This window comes from Ruegeria sp. CRTD044 (assembly GCF_059613485.1).
This window is the reverse complement of record NZ_JBXWSP010000003.1, coordinates 334847-351823: the sequence shown is the minus strand read 5'-3', so window position 1 is coordinate 351823 and position 16977 is coordinate 334847. Positions and strand designations below refer to the sequence as shown.

Here is a 16977-nt window from a genome sequence, read left to right as displayed (position 1 = left end):
TGCGGCCGGGCCAACACTTGCGTTCAGTCCGTGAACAGGTAATCAAGCTGCATGATCGACTGGGCGGTTTCTTCGGAAACCCCTAGGAATCCTGCGATCGCGGCTACGTTATCGGCCGGGTCAGCGGTTTCTCGCAATCGGAAGAACCTCTCGATCCCGGCACCGCGCAGCCGTTCGGATTCATAGGCCAGATCGCTGCGAATCGTCGGCAAGAGGCGTTCGACGGTTGCGGCTGGGCTGTTTTCTCCGGCCAACCCGACCCGGTGGGCGTGGCCGACAAGATACGCGTCCGAATAGGTGCACTCGATTTCAAGAACATGGGTGCGCGCCTTGTCCGAGCAGAAATCCTGTACGATATCCAGACTGGCGGGATCGAGGCAGATCAGCATCCGGTCGGTCCCGAAGTGATCGTACAGCATCCGGGTGACCGCCCTGCGATGCCGGGATCGTTTGACCAGCGTGGTCTCCAAGCCCCCCAGATCGGGCAGCGGGGCGGCTTCCTCGTTAAACAGGTACTCGATGCAGGGCAGGTTGGTCTCAGAGGCGATCTGGTCGATCAGCCGCTTGGCTACATGCCACTTCTTGCAGACGACCATGTACAGATCGCGATCGGCGCCCAGCGTGTTGGCCGTCTCCCAGAAGCGGGGCGCATACCGGCGTCCCACGCGGCCACGGCCGGTCAGAAATCCGTGCAGATTCCGTCCCTCGTTCGATATCTGGAATTCGACCCCTTCGCTGGCATAGAGCGCACCCAATTTCTGCTTTAGCAACTGCGCCTCGGGGCTGATCTTGCGGGCGAACAGGTAATCTTGCGTCAGCAGAAGGTCGTAGTGATCGTTGTAAAACGTCACCGGCATCCCGTAGTCCGAGAACATCAGGAAAGTCAGCGTGCGGTTTTCGATTTCGGTTATGGGGATCAGGTGGCGCACGAGGGTCTGAAAGAACGTCTCGTCCGGAATCCAGGTGGTCGAGAAAAAACGGACCACGTCCCGACGCTGGCCCAGGAAATCCAGGATCATCTCGATTGTCCGGCGGCGCAGGCACCACCACTGGCTGCCGATCATGATCTGGAGATCCTCGGGGATCTCGCGGGTCAGGCCGAGACGTTTCTGGGCTTCGTAGGCGGCATAGAACAGTTTGCTCTGCGTGCGCTCGTTGAAATAGTGACGGTAGATCAGCCGGTCTTCCTTCATTCCGGTCTTGATCCAGTCGCTTTCGAAAAAGTCGTGGCTTTCGATGAAATCCTTGTCGGTTTCATCCAGAAACCGATGCGCATATTCCGCGGTCTTTATCGCCATGCAGTCGCCTGACAGCATGTAGAAATGGGTGGCTCGCGGGAAGGCCTCGACTGCGGCGTGCACCGCGTTCAGTGTGGCCTGCACCAGCGACCATTCCCCCCAACCACATTTGATCCGCCTGGCCGCGAAGATCACATTGGGATTGCTTTTCAGGGCCGTCTGGATCCGGTCAAAATCCCGGGCGGATGCGCTGGCATCGAAATGGATGGCCATGCAGTCCCCTGCGGCCGTCAGCCGTTCGGCCTGTGCGATAATCGCATCAGGGTCTTTGTGACACAGCAGAATGTAGGCGATCTTGGCCATTGGCGTTGCATGAAGTCCGTTACTGCCCGGTTCCAACCGTGATACTGAGGATGAGCGATTGAATAAACAGAATATTTTTGCTTCTCTGGCGTCAAAAGCTGGCGCATCACCTTGAGACTCGGCCGGCTAAGGAGGCATGGCAGATGGGATTTCCCGGTACATGGATGACCGAAAGCGAAAGCATGGTCTATCGCGTGGTGCCCAAATGCGCCTGCTCGACCATCGGGCAGATCATGTATTACTCCGATCACGGTCGGTTCTTTGACGGCGATATCCACGACGCCAAAGACGGGATGCACAAATGGGCGTTTGACCACAGCCAGGATGTGATCTCGGCCAATGTGCGCGGACACAAGTCGTTCGCGTTCACCTGCGTGCGCAACCCCTACACGCGGATCCTCAGCTCGTTCTTCGACAAGATCTGCGGGATCCAGCGCAACGGGAAACGGTACCGTGGCAATCTGGTGCCGACGCTGATCTACAATTACGGGATCGAGGTCGGGGGCGAGGATGGCAAGGGCGAATTCGACCAGATTGCCAGCTTCCGCCGGTTTCTTCTGTTTGCCCGCGACACGATCCGTTGGCGGCGGCCGATGGACCCGGACATTCACTGGTCGGCCATGTCGGGGCATGTGTCGACCTTCATCGTGAATGGCGGACGCTATGACCGGGTTTTCTGGACCGAGAAATTCAACGACGGGATGCAAGGCGTGCTGGACGCGCTGGAAACCCCGCATCCCGTGACCCTGTCCGAAATTCCGCGCTTCAACGAATCCGAGGGCCACGGCCCCAAACGTGCGCACCCGGTCGAGGACTATTTCGACGACCTGTCGATGCATCTGGTCTATGAGATCTACAAACAGGATTTCGAACTGTTCAAATACGATTTCGAGAACCCGGCCAACAAGATGCCGACAGGTGAAATCGACCTGGATGAGATTCACGCCAAGCTGGGTGATTGATCCCACAGGCAGGGGCGCTCCCGCCCATCGTCGAGGTCTCTGGCGAGACATCTCCTCTGGTTGGGCCGGGCGCCGCGCACAGCGCGGCGCCCGGCCCAAGACTGAAGGAGGCAGCGGCGCAGCCGATGGGTCCTGTCAGGCGCGGGAGCACTTCGGTTTCAGGCAACGGACCGGCCCGCATGACGCGGGCCGTCAGCGTTCAGACCTGACGCACCGCGCCTTTTGCAGCGCTGGTGGCCAGCTTGGCATAGGCCTTCAGTGCTGTGGACACCTTGCGCTTGCGCGGTGCAGCGGGAACCCAGCCTTTTTCGTCCTGGACTTCCCGGCGGGCTGCCAGCTCTTCGTCGGACACGGCCAGGTGGATCGAGCGGTTTGGGATGTCGATTTCGATCGTGTCCCCGTTCTGCACCAGGCCGATCTCGCCGCCTTCGGCCGCCTCGGGCGAGACGTGCCCGATCGACAGACCCGAAGTGCCGCCCGAGAAGCGACCGTCGGTCAGCAGCGCGCAGGCTTTGCCCAGACCTTTGGATTTCAGGTACGAGGTCGGGTACAGCATCTCTTGCATACCAGGCCCGCCGCGTGGGCCTTCATACCGGATCACGACCACGTCGCCTTCCTTGACCTTGCCAGTCAGGATGTCGTTCACCGCCTGGTCCTGACTTTCGCAGACATAGGCGGTGCCGGTGAATTTCAGGATGTTCTCATCCACACCTGCGGTCTTCACGATGCAGCCGTCGCGCGCGATGTTGCCGAACAGAACGGCCAGACCGCCATCCTGGCTGAACGCATGGTCCTTGGATCGGATCACGCCGTTTGCCCGGTCGGTGTCCAGTTCCTTGTAGCGGTTCGACTGGCTGAACGCCTGGGTCGTGCGCACGCCACCGGGGGCGGCCTTGAACAGCTCTTGCGCTTTGGGGTTGTTGGTCACCGTGATGTCCCAGTTGGCGATGGCCTCGGCCATGGTGGCCGAATGCACCGTGCAGCAGTCGTCATGCAGCAGACCGGCGCGGCTCAACTCGCCCAGGATCGAGAAGATGCCGCCGGCGCGATGCACATCCTCCATGTGGACATTCTCGGTGTTGGGCGCGACCTTGCACAGGCAGGGCACCTTGCGGCTCAGCCGGTCCATGTCGGACATTGTGAAATCCACCCCGCCCTCATGCGCGATGGCCAGCAGGTGCAGCACCGTGTTGGTCGAGCCGCCCATGGCGATGTCCAGGCTCATGGCGTTTTCGAAGGCCTCAAAGGTCGCGATCTCGCGCGGGAGGAAGCCTTTCTCGTTCAGCTCATAGTGACGCTTGGTAATCTCGACGATGCGGCGGCCGGCCTCCAGGAACAGCTCCTTGCGGTCGGCATGGGTGGCCAGGGTCGAGCCATTGCCCGGCAGCGCCAGACCCAGCGCCTCGGCCAGGCAGTTCATCGAGTTCGCAGTGAACATGCCCGAGCACGATCCGCAGGTGGGGCAGGCGTTTTCCTCGATATGTTTGACCTGCTCGTCGGTGTATTTGTCATCGGCGGCGGCGATCATGGCATCGACCAGGTCGATCTTCTTCACGTCCAGATCGGCGATGTCGATCTTGCCGGCCTCCATCGGCCCGCCCGAGACGAAGATGGCCGGGATGTTCAGCCGCATCGCCGCCATCAGCATGCCCGGGGTGATCTTGTCGCAGTTCGAGATGCAGACCATCGCGTCAGCGCAATGGGCGTTGACCATATATTCGACGCTGTCGGCGATGATCTCGCGCGATGGCAGCGAATACAGCATCCCGTCATGGCCCATGGCGATGCCGTCATCGACGGCGATGGTGTTGAACTCTTTGGCTACACCGCCGGCAGCCTCGACCTCGCGGGCGACCATCTGACCCAGATCCTTGAGGTGGACGTGCCCCGGTACGAATTGCGTGAACGAGTTGACGATGGCGATGATCGGCTTGCCGAAATCGTCGTCGCCCATCCCGGTGGCGCGCCACAGGCCGCGGGCACCGGCCATGTTGCGGCCATGGGTCGAGGTTCTGGATCGGTACATTGGCATGATGCTGTTTCCCTTTTGCCCGGTTGCAAAACCGGGGGTGCGTGCGTTATAGCGCACGTAGCACATGTGCGTTATAACGCACAAGGTAAATCGCGGGACGTGGCCATGGATTCGGACGACATCACCCTGAAACTCAGAGACGTCCGGGCAGCATCGGGGCTGAGCCTGGCCAAAGCGGCCGAGTTGACCGGAGTCAGCAAGGCGATGCTGGGCCAGATCGAACGCGGCGAATCAAGCCCCACCATCGCGACGCTGTGGAAGATCGCCAAGGGGTTCCAGATGCCGCTGAGCGCGCTGATCGGAACCAGCGCCCTGCGCGATCCGGCGGATGCGGCCCGGTTCCGCACCGTGACCTTTCCCGGCAGTCTGAAGGTCAAGATCGTCTTTCCCTTCGACCCGGTTCTGGGGGCCGAGACCTTTCACGTCGAACTGGACCGCAACCAATGCCACGAATCCCCTGCCCATGCCGCCGGCGTGACCGAGGAAGTCTTTGTGCTGAGCGGCGCGCTCGAGGTGCTGCGGAACGGCGAATGGGTGCCGTTGAACGCGGGCCAGGGGTTGCGCTTTTCGGCCGATCTGCCGCATGGCTATCGCGCCGGGCCCGAGGGCGCGGCGTTTCTGAACATGCATCACTACGGACACCGGTCCGCGACCGCCGCGGCCGGTTGATACGGCAGAAGGAGATGACCCGATGACGGAATTCCTTAACGGCCTGACGTTGGCCGATGGCATCGGGTCCTTCGGGGCGCTGATCGTGGTCGCGGCTTATTTCGCCACCCAGATGCGGATGATGAATTCCGACGATCTGGCGTTTCCGGTCGTCAACCTGGTGGGGTCGGTTCTGATCGTCTATTCGCTGCTGCAGAACTTCAACCTGGCCTCGATGCTGATCGAAAGTTTCTGGATCGCCATCAGCGTGATCGGCATCATCCAGCATTTCCGCCTGCGACGGGCGCGATAGGGCCGCAGGGACCCGATCCAGCCTTGAACCCGCACCCTTGCGCGTATAGGGAAATCCCTGCGCGTAAAGGGGAGGCTTTGATGCTGGACGATCCAAAAACCCTGGTTTCCACCGAGTGGCTTGCCGCCCACCTCAAGGACCCGGATCTGCGGATCCTCGACGCCTCGTGGTACCTGCCGCAGCAGGGGTGCGACGCCCGCGCCGAATACGAGGCCGGACATATTCCCGGCGCAAGGTTCTTCGATATCGACGAGATATCGGACCACCGCTCGGACCTGCCGCACATGGCGCCTCCGGTCGAGAAATTCATGTCGCGCCTGCGGGTCATGGGCGTGGGCGACGGCCATCAGGTCGTGGTCTATGACGGCGCGGGCCTGTTTTCGGCCGCACGGGTCTGGTGGCTGTTCCGCCTGATGGGGCAGGAAAACATCGCCGTTCTGGACGGCGGCCTTCCCAAATGGGTCGCCGAAGGACGCGAAATCGAGGATCTGCCCCCTGTCATCCGCGATCGCCACATGACCGTGCGCGTGCAGAACCACCTGGTCCGCGACGTGACCCAGGTCTCAGCCGCCGCCAAGCTGGCCGATCACGAAATCATCGATGCCCGCGCCGCCGACCGATTTGCCGGATCCCAGCCTGAACCGCGCGAGGGTTTGCGGGCGGGGCACATCCCCGGTTCGCGCAACGTGCCGTTCGGACAGTTGCTGAACCCCGATGGCACCATGAAATCGCCCGAGGACTGCCGCGCGGTGTTCGAAGCCGCAGGCGTCGATCTGTCGAAACCCGCCATCACCACCTGCGGGTCGGGCGTGACCGCCGCGATCCTCAGCCTTGCGCTCGAGCGCATGGGCAAGAAAGACCATTCGCTTTATGACGGCAGCTGGGCCGAATGGGGCGCCTTCCCGACCCTGCCCGTCGCAACCGGAGACTCCTGATGTTTGAAAACCTCAAGCCGCAGCCAGCCGACAAGATCCTGGCCCTGATGCAGATGTATCGCGAGGACCCGCGCGAGCAGAAGATTGATTTGGGTGTCGGCGTCTACAAAGACGCCAATGGGGTGACCCCAGTGATGCGGGCGGTCAAGGCCGCCGAGCAGCGGATCTGGGAAGAGCAGGACTCAAAGGCCTATACCGGGCTGGCCGGTGATCCGGTCTATGCCGATGCGATGATCACGCTGATTCTGGGCACCAGCGTCCCGCGCGCCAACATCGCCGCCGTGGCCACGCCGGGCGGCACCGGCGCCTGCCGTCAGGCGTTCGAGCTGATCCGCATGGCCAACCCCTCGGCCCGGGTGTTCGTGTCGAACCCGACCTGGCCGAACCACATCTCGATCTTGAACTACCTGGGCATCGAAACCGTCGCTTACCGCTATTTCGACGAGGAAACCCGTGGCGTCGATTTCGACGGCATGATCGAGGACCTCAAGACCGCCAAAGCGGGCGACTTGGTGCTGCTGCATGGCTGCTGCCACAACCCGACCGGCGCCAACCTGAACATGGTCCAGTGGCAAGAGGTGGTGAACCTGATCAACGACCGCGGCTTGGTGGCGATGATCGACATCGCCTATCAGGGCTTTGGCGACGGTCTGAACGAGGATGCGCAGGCGACCCGGCTTGTCGCTTCGTCGGTCAAGGAATGCCTGATCGCGGCGTCCTGCTCGAAGAATTTCGGTGTCTATCGCGAGCGGACCGGCCTGTTGATGGCCATAAGCGCCGATGCGGGCCAGACTGCGCTGAACCAGGGCACGCTGGCGTTTCTGAACCGCCAGAACTACTCGTTCCCGCCGGATCACGGCGCGCGCGTGGTGACCACGATCCTGATGGATGAGGGCCTGCGCGCCGATTGGATGGCCGAACTTGAGGAGGTGCGCCTGTCGATGCTGGGCCTGCGCCGCCAACTGGCGGACGAGCTGCAGCGGCTGAGCGGATCGGACCGGTTCGGCTTCCTTGCCCAGCATCGCGGCATGTTCTCGCGCCTGGGCGCCGCGCCCGAACTGGTCCAGAAACTGCGGGTTGAGCACGGCATCTACATGGTCGGCGACAGCCGTATGAACATTGCCGGGTTGAACGAGGCCACCGTGCCGATCCTGGCCAAGGCCATCATCGACGTCGGCGTCTGAGGTCAGGCATTTCAAAAAAAGAAACCCGGGCACGAATGCCCGGGTTTTTTGTTTGGATTGAAAGGGGCTCAGCCCTTCGAGAACTCGGGATAGGCTTCCATGCCCAGCTCGCCCATGTCGAGGCCGTTGATCTCTTCTTCCTCGCCAACCCGCAGGCCGACGGTGGCTTTGAGGATCGAGAACAGGATGTAGCTGACCACGAAGACGAAGATCCCGATGGCCGCAAAGCCGATGATCTGGGTCACGAAGGACGCGTCGCCGTTGGTCCAGGCCACGATGAAGGTGCCCCAGAAGCCCGCGATCAGGTGAACCGGGATGGCGCCGACCACGTCGTCGATCTTCATCTTGTCCAGCAGCGGCACGGTGTAGACCACGATCACGCCGCCGATGCCGCCGATGATCAGTGCCTGGAACAGCGACGGTGCCAGCGGTTCGGCGGTGATCGAGACCAGCCCGGCCAGCGCACCGTTCAGCACCATGGTCAGGTCGACCTTGCCATACATCACCTGGGTCAGGATCAGGGCAGCGACGGCGCCGGAGGCTGCGGCCATGTTGGTGTTGGCGAAGATGCGGCTGATGTCAGCCATGTCGCCGATCGTGCCCATGGCCAGCTGCGAGCCGCCATTGAAGCCGAACCAGCCCAGCCACAGGATGAACGTACCCAGGGTGGCAAGCGCCAGGTTCGAGCCGGGGATCGGAACGACCTTGCCGTCCTTGCTGTACTTGCCGATCCGGGGGCCCAGCACGATGGCACCGGCCAGCGCGGCAAAGCCACCTGCGGCGTGCACCAGGGTCGAGCCTGCGAAATCGCTGAAGCCCATATCGGACAGCCAGCCGCCGCCCCACTGCCACGATGCTTCGATCGGGTAGATGACACCGGTCAGGACGATCACGAAGATGAAGAAGGGCCACAGCTTGACCCGCTCGGCCATGGTGCCCGACACGATCGAGGCAGTGGTGGCGCAGAACATCAGCTGGAAGAAGAAGTCCGAACCGACCGACGCATAGGACAGATCGGTTTCGACGCCATCAAGGCCGACCGGTTCCAGCGAGGTGGGCGAGAAGGCGCCCAGAATGTTGGTGATGGTCCAGCCGTCGCCCGGATACATCAGGTTGAAGCCAACCAGCCAGTACATGATGGCGGCAAAGGAAAACAGGCCGATGTTCTTGACCAGCTGCATGGCCACGTTCTTGGAGCGCACCAGACCGGCCTCGAGCATGGCAAAGCCCGCGGCCATCCAGAACACCAGGAAGCCGCCCATCAGGAACAGCAGCGAGGTCAGTATGTATTGCGTATGCTGCGCGGTTTCGCCGGTTGCGGCGGCCTCCTGCGCCAGGCCCATCTGCGGCAGCGCGACGATCGCGGCGGCAGGGATGAGTGATTTCATCAGGTTCATGTTCAGTCCTCGAATGATTGTCGGTCGCGGCGCCTTACAGCGCCTCCTCGTTGAGTTCCCCGGTCCGCACGCGCAGGGCCTGCTCGACATCGAGGACAAAGATCTTGCCGTCGCCGATCTTGCCGGTCTTGGCGGTTTTGGTGATGGTTTCGACGATCTGGTCGGTCATCGCGGCGGGCACCACGATTTCCAGCTTGATCTTGGGCACGAAGTTCACCGCGTATTCGGCGCCCCGATAGATTTCGGTGTGACCGGATTGCGAGCCGAAGCCCTTGATCTCGGTCACCATCATGCCGCGCACGCCCGCCTCGGTCAGTGCCTCGCGCACCTCCTCGAGCTTGAACGGCTTGATTGTCGCAATGATCAGTTTCACGTCTTTCCCCTCTTCTGTTCCGGTGGGTCCGGCTTTGCACCTGCAGAAAAAGAGCCCGACATGGCCGCTCAAGGAACGATTTCGGCAAAAAGACGCTGGGGAAGAGGGGCAAAGTTGCACATTTTTTGCACAAAAGCGGCAAAGTGATTAAAAAATACGCAAGTGTGAGAGGGAAATTCGCGCTATTTCACACCTCTACATAGGCGCGACAGCACGGTATGGTGCCACAAAAGCAAAAACGGGCAGAGTTTGAGCATGACTGAGTCCAAGCGTCGAAAACCGCTGGTGGCGGACAAACGGTATCCGTCCGGAGGCCGCAAGACCTCGTCTGCCAAGCGGACGGCGAAACCGGCGGGCAAGAAGGCGACGGCGCGCAAGACTACGACCCGAAAGACCAGCCGCAAGCCCCGGCGCAAACGTTCGGGAGGCGGGCAGGGCGGCTTCTTTCGTCGGCTGTTCCGCTGGATATGGCACCTGATCTGGGGGCTGACCTGGCGGGTGGGTGCGATAGCCGCTCTGCTGCTGGCGCTTGCCGTTGGGGTTGTCTACTCCACCTTGCCCGAGGTCGATGCCCTGCTGGACGGGCGCGCGCGCGGGTCGGTCACCCTGCTGGACCGGGACGGCAAGGTCTTTGCATGGCGGGGTGATCAGTTCGGCGGCGTTATCACCACCGACACCGTGTCGCCGCATCTGAAGAATGCGGTAGTCGCGACCGAGGACAAGCGATTTTATCGTCACTTCGGCGTAAGCCCGCGCGGCATTGCCAGTGCGGTGAAGATCAACCTGTCCGAGGGGCGTGGCCCACTGTCGGGGCATGGCGGTTCGACCATCACCCAGCAAACGGCCAAGCTGCTGTGTCTGGGCGTGCCGTACGATCCGACCGAGTGGGAATCGGAAGCGGCGTACGAGGCTGACTGTCGTCAGGGCTCGCTGTGGCGCAAGGCCAAGGAAGCGATCTACGCGATGGCGATGGAGGCCAAATACTCCAAGGACGAGATCCTGACCATCTATCTGAACCGGGCGTTTCTGGGGGCCGGGGCCCGCGGGTTCGAAGCGGCCAGCCAGCGCTATTTCGGCAAGTCCGCAGCCGAGGTGGACCCGGCCGAGGCGGCGATGCTGGCGGGGCTGCTGGTTGCGCCCACGCGCTATGCACCCACCAACAACCTGCAACGCTCGCAGGACCGGGCCAAGGTGGTCATCAGCCTGATGGAGGATCAGGGTTACCTGACCACGTCACAGGCAACTGCGGCCCGCAACAACCCGGCCGAGCTGTCCGAGGCCGCCGCCGCCCGCGCCGGGGGCTATTTTGCCGACTGGGTCATGGCCAGCGGCCCCGAGTTCTTTACCCGCAACACCACCGAGGACGTGGTTATCAAGACCACGCTGGACCAGCGGATCCAGCAGGCGGCCGAGGCGGCGCTGAAACAGGTGTTCGACGAAAAGGTCAGCGAAGGCTCGAAAGCGCAGGCCGCGATCGTGGTGATGTCGGCCGATGGTGCGGTCCGGGCCATGGTGGGCGGACGCAAGACCAAGGTGTCGGGCGCGTTCAACCGCGCGACGCAGGCGCTGCGCCAGACCGGGTCTTCGTTCAAGCCCTTCGTCTATGCCACCGCTCTGGAACTGGGCTATTCGCCATTGGCCACGGTGGTGGACGAACCCTATTGCATCGACATCCCGGGGTCCGGCCAGTGGTGCCCCAAGAACTATACCAACAAGTTCTACGGCCGCGTGACCCTGGCGGATGCGCTCAAGAGCTCGCTGAACATCCCAGCCGTCAAGGTGGCCGAGGTTGCCGGGCTGGACAATGTGCGCACGGTGGCCAGCGGGTTCGGCATCGAAAGCGATCTGGCGGCGGGTCCTGCGCTGGCGCTGGGCGCGTCGGAAAGCACGCTGATCGAAATGACTGGCGCCTATGCCGGTATCCTGAATGGTGGCTCGTCCGTGGAGCCGTACGGCCTGACCGAGTTGAAACTGCTGGGTGATGATGCCCCGATGATGGTGACAACGACCGGGATTGGCGAGCGAGTGATCCGAGACGAAGCTGCCAAGCAACTGACCTGGATGATGGAACGCGTGGTATCCGAGGGAACTGGACAACGCGCCAAGTTGCCGGGATGGCAGGTTGCAGGCAAAACAGGCACGACCCAGGCCGCCCGGGATGCGTGGTTCATCGGCTTTACCGCGGACTATGTGGCCGGTGTCTGGATGGGCTATGACGACAACACACCGTTGTCGGGCGTGACCGGCGGTGGGCTGCCAGCCGAGATTTGGAAGGAAACCATGGTGCGGGTCACCGAAGGTATGACGCCGACACCGCTGCCGATGCTGGCTCCGGCCGCTCCGGTCCAGACGACTCAGCAATCCCAGCCACGCCGCAGGCAGCAGGGTGGCTTTGCCAAGGCCGTCGACAGTCTGTTGAAGGATCTCTTTGGCGGCAACTAGACCGCAGATGATCAGACGGGCGGCGCTGGGCGCCGCCCGGATCGGTCGTTACAGGCTTTCGTCCAGCGCGGCGACGATCGCATCGCCCATTTCGCTGGTCGAAACCGGCTGAACGCCTTCTTCGGCCAGCAGATCAGCCGTGCGGACACCATCGGCCAGAACCTTTTCGACCGCAGCTTCCAGGCGATCGGCCTCGGCGCCTTGGTCAAAGCTGTAGCGCAGCGCCATCGCAAAGCTGAGGATACAGGCGATCGGGTTGGCCTTGCCCTGGCCGGCGATGTCGGGGGCCGAGCCGTGGACGGGCTCGTACAGCGCCTTGGGCCGGCCATTGGCCATCGGTGCGCCCAGCGAGGCCGAGGGCAGCATGCCCAGCGATCCGGTCAGCATTGCAGCGCAATCCGACAGGATGTCGCCGAACAGGTTGTCGGTCAGGATTACGTCGAACTGCTTGGGCGCGCGCACTAGCTGCATGGCGCCGTTGTCGGCATACATATGGCTCAGCTCGACCTCGGGATAGTCCTGGCCCACGCGGGTCACCACCTCGCGCCACAGGATGCCCGATTCCATCACGTTGGCCTTCTCCATCGAGCACAGCTTCTTGTTGCGGCGCATCGCCAGTTCAAAGGCCGAACGCGCGGCGCGTTCGATCTCGGATTCGGTGTAGCGCTGGGTGTTGATGCCCACGCGCTCGTTGCCTTCCTCGAAGATGCCGCGCGGCTCGCCGAAATAGACGCCCGAGGTCAGTTCGCGCACGATCATGATATCGAGGCCGGCAACCACGTCCTTTTTCAGCGACGAGAAATCGGCCAGCGCGTCAAAGCACTGTGCCGGGCGCAGGTTGGAATACAGGTCCATTTCCTTGCGCAGGCGCAGCAGGCCGCGCTCGGGCTTCACGCTGAAATCCAGATCGTCGTATTTCGGGCCGCCCACGGCGCCCAGCAGAACCGCGTCGACCTCTTGCGCCTTGGCCATCGTCTCGTCCGACAGGGGCTTGCCGTGCACGTCATAGGCGGCACCGCCGACCAGATCCTCGCTCACGTCGAATTCAAGGCCGCGCTTGGCGCCGAACCAGCCGATGATCTTGCGCACTTCGGCCATGACTTCGGGGCCAATTCCGTCTCCGGGCAGGATGAGGAGCGAGGGGTTGGACATGAACGGTCTCCTTGCGTTTTTCAGCATCGGGCCTAGCGTTTGCGGTGCATCTGGTCAATGAGGCGATCTGGTCAAAATGCGCGGATTCTGGGCCGTACGGCGCGAAAAACGCCGCTGAACATGCGCCTGGCACCCGATCTGGGTTACAAGCTGGCTTTCAGCCCTTCTGCCAGCAGGTCCCAGACCCGGCGAATGCGCGGTGTCTGCCGCATGGCCTGCGGCGCAGCCAGCCAGACCGGCAGGACCGGGATGTCCACACCCAACGGGAGAATTTCGACCGCAGGATCAGCCTCGGCCACTTGAACCTGGCTGAAACCGATGCCGCAACCCGCACGGATCAACTCCCAATAGGCGCTTTGAAGATCGCAACGGGTGGCAAAGTTTTCCTTGCTGGCAGGCCAACCCTTGGCCTGCATCTTCGCGATGATCAGGTCGTTGGAGTCGAATCCCACCAGGTCATGCTGAAACAACTCTTCGGGGGTGGTTGGACGACCGGCGCGATCCAGATACGACCGGGCTGCGCAGAAACACAACGGTACGTCGCCCAGATGCCGGGTCACGATATCGACCTGCTCGGGGCGGTACATGCGAACTGCGATATCAGCTTCGCGGAACAACAGGTTCTCGCTGATGTCGGTGGCGACCAGTTCCAACTGGATCGAAGGTTCTTGCCTGCGGATGTCCGCCAGAATGGGCGGCAGGATATGGTGCGATGCGAAGACCGACGCGGTGATGCGGACCGTACCGCCCAGCTGTTGCGACTGCCCGGCGGCGGCCAGGCTCAGCTGACGCATGGCCGCGTGCATCTGTTGCGCCATCGGCAGCAATTGCTGGCCGGCGGCGCTGAGCTTCAGGCCTCGCGCATGGCGATCGAACAGCGACACGCCCAAATCCGTCTCGAGCGCCTGCACCTGGCGACCAAGCGTCGGTTGACTGCGCCCCAGTTCCCGCGCGGCCGCCGACAACGATCCCGTTTCCGCAACTGCCAGAAAGCTCTGCACCAAAGACCAATCAGAAAGAGCCAAGGTTTTATCCATGCGCAGATGAATACATGCTCTGCGTTTTTCGGCAATTCCCAAAGGTGCATGAATGGATATCTTTTGTTCAACCGCCAGGGCTGACAGGAGGTTGCGATGACGGGAAAGGTGCTGATCCTGGGATCTTCGGGGCGTTTTGGCCGCAATGCCGCAGACGCGTTTCAAGCGGCCGGATGGACGGTGCGGGGATTTGACCGCGCGAGGGATGATCTGTCCACCGCCGCCAGAGGCACGGATGTCATCGTGAATGGCTGGAACCCGCCATACACCGAGTGGGCGCGGCAGGTGCCGGAGTTGCATGCTCAGGTCATCGGTGCGGCACAGGCAACCGGGGCGACCGTGATCGTGCCCGGGAACGTCTATGTTTTCGGGGCCGATACGCCCGGGCCGTGGGCGGCAGATACGCCGCATCTTGCAACCAACCCTCTGGGCCAGATTCGGATCCGGATGGAGGAGGCCTATCGGTCGTCGGGCGTGCGCATTGTGATACTGCGCGCCGGGGATTTCCTCGACACGCAAGCCTCTGGCAATTGGTTCGACCAGATCATGATCAAGCCGCTGGCCAAGGGGCGTTTCGTCTATCCCGGTGACCCTGACATTGCCCATGCCTGGGCCTACCTGCCGGATCTGGCCCGCGCTGCGGTTCTGTTGGCCGAGATGCGGGATGACTTGCCGCGCTATTGCGACATTCCTTTTGCCGGATACACGCTGACCGGCCGGCAATTGGCACAGGCCTTGACGGAAGTGACCGGGGCTCCGCTGCGCCTGAAGCAGATGAACTGGTGGCCAATTGTTCTGGCACAGCCGTTCTGGAAACTGGCCCCGCATTTGCTTGAGATGCGCTATCTGTGGGACACGCCGCACCGCTTGGATGGCTCGTTCTTCGATTCTTTGGTCAGCGATTTCGCATCCACGCCGCTGCACGAGGCTTTGAAAACCGCTGTGCTGTCCGTGTGGCATGATAGCCCGCGAACCACAGACGTGGATCGAGTTCAGGGCCTGTCATAGGCCCGGCCGCATGTCCGGGTGTGACAGGTCAACCCAAATCAGACGATGTCGGCTGGCCTTGCGGGCCGCGGCAAGGGGCACACCGTTGGCGTCGGTCCAGTGGATGCCGGCGTCTTCAACCACCCAGTCGGCCGATGGCAGCAGATAGTCAACACGCCGTTCGCCCACCGCTTTCCAAACCACCGTTACAGCCGAGCCTGCGCCATCCACGGGTTGCGGATCCTGCAGGCTGGGGTGCTGTAACAGATCGCGTATGGCTTCATTGCGCCCCTCGCCCAGGTTCGGGTCAAGATTGGCGTCCCCGGCAATGATGAAACGACTTTTCGGGGTTGGACCCAGCCCGCCGTCAAGCAACACCGACCACAGCCGGATCTCATCGCGATTGCGCAATCCGTTGCGATCCTCAGGCCCGTCAAAGACAGGAGGGGTGGCGTGAAAGGTCATCAGGTTCAGGCTGCCTTGAGGCGTCTCCACCGGAACGATCCAATGGGCGGTCGAAGACAGGCGCTGAACCGCGCGGGCCTGTTCAGACGGGAAGGGCAACCCGCCACGGGTGGGTAGCGTCGCGCCGGGCAGGTCCTTCCACAGCAGCGTCGAAAGGTCACGAACCTGATCCTTTGCGATCGGATAACGGGACAGCACGGCCAGCCCGCCATTCCCGGTAAAACGGCCCCATCCCTGAGCGTCCCCGGGTCCGCCCCGTTCTCCGTCCCCGTCCAGATCAAGCGATGTCATCAGCCCCGAGTTGGGCTGGCCAGCGAAGAGATGCGGGTAATCCAGCCCTGCCGCGCGCAACCGATCAGCCAGAGCGGACAGGGCCAGGTTGTCATGGTCCCAGTCGATACCTTGCAAGGCCAGAACATCGGGGGCAGTGGCGGTCAGAACGTCAATCACGGCCTGCACCTGGGGATCATCACGCCGAAGATCACGCAGCAGCAGGCCCGGACCTTTCCGGCCTAGCTCAGCATTGAAGCTGGCAACGCGCACTGGCTCTGCTTGCGCCGCAAACGGCAGCAACAGCAGAACAAGAATACGGATCATGCGGTTTGGGTCGTCTCGGCGGTCGAGTAGGCGCGGCGTTTTTCCACGATCAGCCCGGCAATGCGCAGGGTTGCCATCCCGCGCATGATCATGCTGGCCGGCAGGAAGGCCCACGCGCTCATGGTCCAGATCAGCGTCTGCGGATTGGACAACGACAGCGGATCAATGAAATCCGTGAGCAGCTTGATCAGGGCCGGAATCAGGAACGGCAGGAGAACGCCGACCGAGATGTTCAGTCGACCGTCGCGCTGCAGGCGGGTCACCACGTCTCCACCCTTGGTGGGGTCGAACAGGGGCAGGTTGGTCCAGACATTGAACGCCCCATTGCCAGTGGGCCATCCACGCAGTTTGACCGCGTAGGCGAAGCTGGCGATCGTGACCAAAGCGGCGACATAGGCGACACTTGCCGTTATGCGCACCAACTCGACCAGGGGTTGGCTCGCGTCAGCAGGCAGCATCAACACCACCAGGCGGACAGGCGAATAGGGGAAGTCGACGACATTCGCGACGGCCAGGCCGACCGAATACACGGTGCTGGTCAGTTCCGTCGGCGCATAGGCGTTCTTGCAGATCAAGGTCAGGAACGAGATCATCGACATCAGGCCGACAAAGCGCAGTCTGTTCACGGGCGGCGCATCGCGGAATTCGATAAAGCTGGGAAAGGCCGAGTTGTATTCGGCGAATGTTAGGATGAATGCCAGGATTGCCAGAAAGACAACGATCTCGGTCCCGTTGGACGTAGATGCGGGCAGATACAATGCGGGTGTCAGCACCAGAAGTGCCACCAACAATCCCCGTATCGCAGCCCCTGTTGTGCGAGCAATCACTATCCGAACCCTTTCCAAACCGGAC

The 16977-nt window shown here is 62.2% G+C and carries 15 protein-coding genes; 7 read left to right on the top strand and 8 right to left on the bottom strand.

Annotated features, from left to right (window positions below):
* Positions 1–23 precede the first annotated feature (23 nt).
* Positions 24–1601, bottom strand: a complete 1578-nt coding sequence (locus AC2FNL_RS02780; RefSeq protein ID WP_496832225.1) for a DUF5928 domain-containing protein — start codon at positions 1599–1601, stop codon at positions 24–26.
* A 143-nt stretch (positions 1602–1744) separates the two neighbouring features.
* On the opposite strand from AC2FNL_RS02780, the gene AC2FNL_RS02775 reads away from it, so the two are divergent.
* Positions 1745–2563 carry a sulfotransferase family protein gene (locus AC2FNL_RS02775; RefSeq protein WP_170359822.1) on the top strand — a complete coding sequence of 273 codons (819 nt, stop codon included), beginning with the start codon at positions 1745–1747 and terminating at the stop codon, positions 2561–2563.
* A 199-nt stretch (positions 2564–2762) separates the two neighbouring features.
* Here the strand turns inward: AC2FNL_RS02775 and ilvD are convergent, their stop codons facing one another.
* Positions 2763–4595, bottom strand: a complete 1833-nt coding sequence (ilvD, locus tag AC2FNL_RS02770; protein WP_496832223.1) for a dihydroxy-acid dehydratase — start codon at positions 4593–4595, stop codon at positions 2763–2765.
* A gap of 105 nt (positions 4596–4700) precedes the next feature.
* Here ilvD and AC2FNL_RS02765 point away from each other — a divergent pair, with 105 nt between their 5' ends.
* The 4 genes from AC2FNL_RS02765 to AC2FNL_RS02750 all read left to right on the top strand — a co-directional run bounded on the left by AC2FNL_RS02765 (position 4701) and on the right by AC2FNL_RS02750 (position 7675).
* Positions 4701–5264, top strand: a complete 564-nt coding sequence (locus tag AC2FNL_RS02765) for a helix-turn-helix domain-containing protein (protein WP_496832221.1) — start codon at positions 4701–4703, stop codon at positions 5262–5264.
* 22 nt (positions 5265–5286) lie between these two features.
* A complete protein-coding gene (locus AC2FNL_RS02760; protein ID WP_005979445.1) occupies positions 5287–5556 on the top strand; it encodes a CBU_0592 family membrane protein in 270 nt (89 codons plus the stop codon).
* Between the two features lie 80 nt (positions 5557–5636).
* Positions 5637–6491 carry a 3-mercaptopyruvate sulfurtransferase gene (gene sseA, locus AC2FNL_RS02755; protein ID WP_496832219.1) on the top strand — a complete coding sequence of 285 codons (855 nt, stop codon included), beginning with the start codon at positions 5637–5639 and terminating at the stop codon, positions 6489–6491.
* Positions 6491–7675 (top strand): amino acid aminotransferase, encoded by a 1185-nt coding sequence (locus AC2FNL_RS02750; protein WP_496832217.1) that lies wholly within the window; start codon positions 6491–6493, stop codon positions 7673–7675. The genes sseA and AC2FNL_RS02750 overlap by 1 nt, the downstream gene beginning before the upstream one ends.
* A 68-nt stretch (positions 7676–7743) precedes the next feature.
* On the opposite strand, the gene AC2FNL_RS02745 is transcribed toward AC2FNL_RS02750, so the two are convergent.
* Positions 7744–9072, bottom strand: coding sequence for an ammonium transporter (locus tag AC2FNL_RS02745; RefSeq protein ID WP_496832215.1), 1329 nt, complete (start codon positions 9070–9072; stop codon positions 7744–7746).
* A gap of 34 nt (positions 9073–9106) precedes the next feature.
* A complete protein-coding gene (locus tag AC2FNL_RS02740) occupies positions 9107–9445 on the bottom strand; it encodes a P-II family nitrogen regulator (protein WP_093963790.1) in 339 nt (112 codons plus the stop codon).
* Between the two features lie 255 nt (positions 9446–9700).
* On the opposite strand from AC2FNL_RS02740, the gene AC2FNL_RS02735 reads away from it, so the two are divergent.
* The gene (locus AC2FNL_RS02735; RefSeq protein ID WP_496832212.1) at positions 9701–11887 is read left to right on the top strand and encodes a transglycosylase domain-containing protein; all 2187 of its coding nucleotides are present in this window, start codon (positions 9701–9703) and stop codon (positions 11885–11887) included.
* Positions 11888–11935: 48 nt separating this feature from the next.
* Here the strand turns inward: AC2FNL_RS02735 and leuB are convergent, their stop codons facing one another.
* Positions 11936–13039, bottom strand: coding sequence for a 3-isopropylmalate dehydrogenase (leuB, locus tag AC2FNL_RS02730; RefSeq protein WP_093963789.1), 1104 nt, complete (start codon positions 13037–13039; stop codon positions 11936–11938).
* Positions 13040–13182: 143 nt separating this feature from the next.
* Entirely contained in the window at positions 13183–14076 is an 894-nt protein-coding gene (locus AC2FNL_RS02725) for a LysR family transcriptional regulator (protein WP_496832210.1), read from the bottom strand.
* Positions 14077–14172: 96 nt separating this feature from the next.
* On the opposite strand from AC2FNL_RS02725, the gene AC2FNL_RS02720 reads away from it, so the two are divergent.
* Positions 14173–15084, top strand: coding sequence for a Rossmann-fold NAD(P)-binding domain-containing protein (locus tag AC2FNL_RS02720; protein ID WP_496832208.1), 912 nt, complete (start codon positions 14173–14175; stop codon positions 15082–15084).
* On the opposite strand, the gene AC2FNL_RS02715 is transcribed toward AC2FNL_RS02720, so the two are convergent.
* Complete coding sequence (locus tag AC2FNL_RS02715; protein ID WP_496832206.1) at positions 15079–16125, bottom strand: endonuclease/exonuclease/phosphatase family protein; 1047 nt, start codon at positions 16123–16125, stop codon at positions 15079–15081. The two genes, AC2FNL_RS02720 and AC2FNL_RS02715, sit on opposite strands and share 6 nt — an antisense overlap.
* Positions 16122–16952, bottom strand: coding sequence for a hypothetical protein (locus tag AC2FNL_RS02710; protein ID WP_093963685.1), 831 nt, complete (start codon positions 16950–16952; stop codon positions 16122–16124). Before AC2FNL_RS02710 ends, AC2FNL_RS02715 begins: the two co-directional genes overlap by 4 nt.
* Between the last annotated feature and the right edge of the window lie 25 nt (positions 16953–16977).

Excerpts from the sequence above, each read along its gene's own strand:
- AC2FNL_RS02780 (WP_496832225.1), bottom strand. The coding sequence starts at position 1,601 with ATGGCCAAGATCGCCTACATTCTGCTGTGTCACAAAGACCCTGATGCG.
- AC2FNL_RS02775 (WP_170359822.1), top strand. The coding sequence starts at position 1,745 with ATGGGATTTCCCGGTACATGGATGACCGAAAGCGAAAGCATGGTCTAT.
- ilvD (WP_496832223.1), bottom strand. The coding sequence starts at position 4,595 with ATGCCAATGTACCGATCCAGAACCTCGACCCATGGCCGCAACATGGCC.
- AC2FNL_RS02765 (WP_496832221.1), top strand. The coding sequence starts at position 4,701 with ATGGATTCGGACGACATCACCCTGAAACTCAGAGACGTCCGGGCAGCA.
- AC2FNL_RS02760 (WP_005979445.1), top strand. The coding sequence starts at position 5,287 with ATGACGGAATTCCTTAACGGCCTGACGTTGGCCGATGGCATCGGGTCC.
- sseA (WP_496832219.1), top strand. The coding sequence starts at position 5,637 with ATGCTGGACGATCCAAAAACCCTGGTTTCCACCGAGTGGCTTGCCGCC.
- AC2FNL_RS02750 (WP_496832217.1), top strand. The coding sequence starts at position 6,491 with ATGTTTGAAAACCTCAAGCCGCAGCCAGCCGACAAGATCCTGGCCCTG.
- AC2FNL_RS02745 (WP_496832215.1), bottom strand. The coding sequence starts at position 9,072 with ATGAACCTGATGAAATCACTCATCCCTGCCGCCGCGATCGTCGCGCTG.
- AC2FNL_RS02735 (WP_496832212.1), top strand. The coding sequence starts at position 9,701 with ATGACTGAGTCCAAGCGTCGAAAACCGCTGGTGGCGGACAAACGGTAT.
- leuB (WP_093963789.1), bottom strand. The coding sequence starts at position 13,039 with ATGTCCAACCCCTCGCTCCTCATCCTGCCCGGAGACGGAATTGGCCCC.
- AC2FNL_RS02725 (WP_496832210.1), bottom strand. The coding sequence starts at position 14,076 with ATGGATAAAACCTTGGCTCTTTCTGATTGGTCTTTGGTGCAGAGCTTT.
- AC2FNL_RS02720 (WP_496832208.1), top strand. The coding sequence starts at position 14,173 with ATGACGGGAAAGGTGCTGATCCTGGGATCTTCGGGGCGTTTTGGCCGC.
- AC2FNL_RS02715 (WP_496832206.1), bottom strand. The coding sequence starts at position 16,125 with ATGATCCGTATTCTTGTTCTGCTGTTGCTGCCGTTTGCGGCGCAAGCA.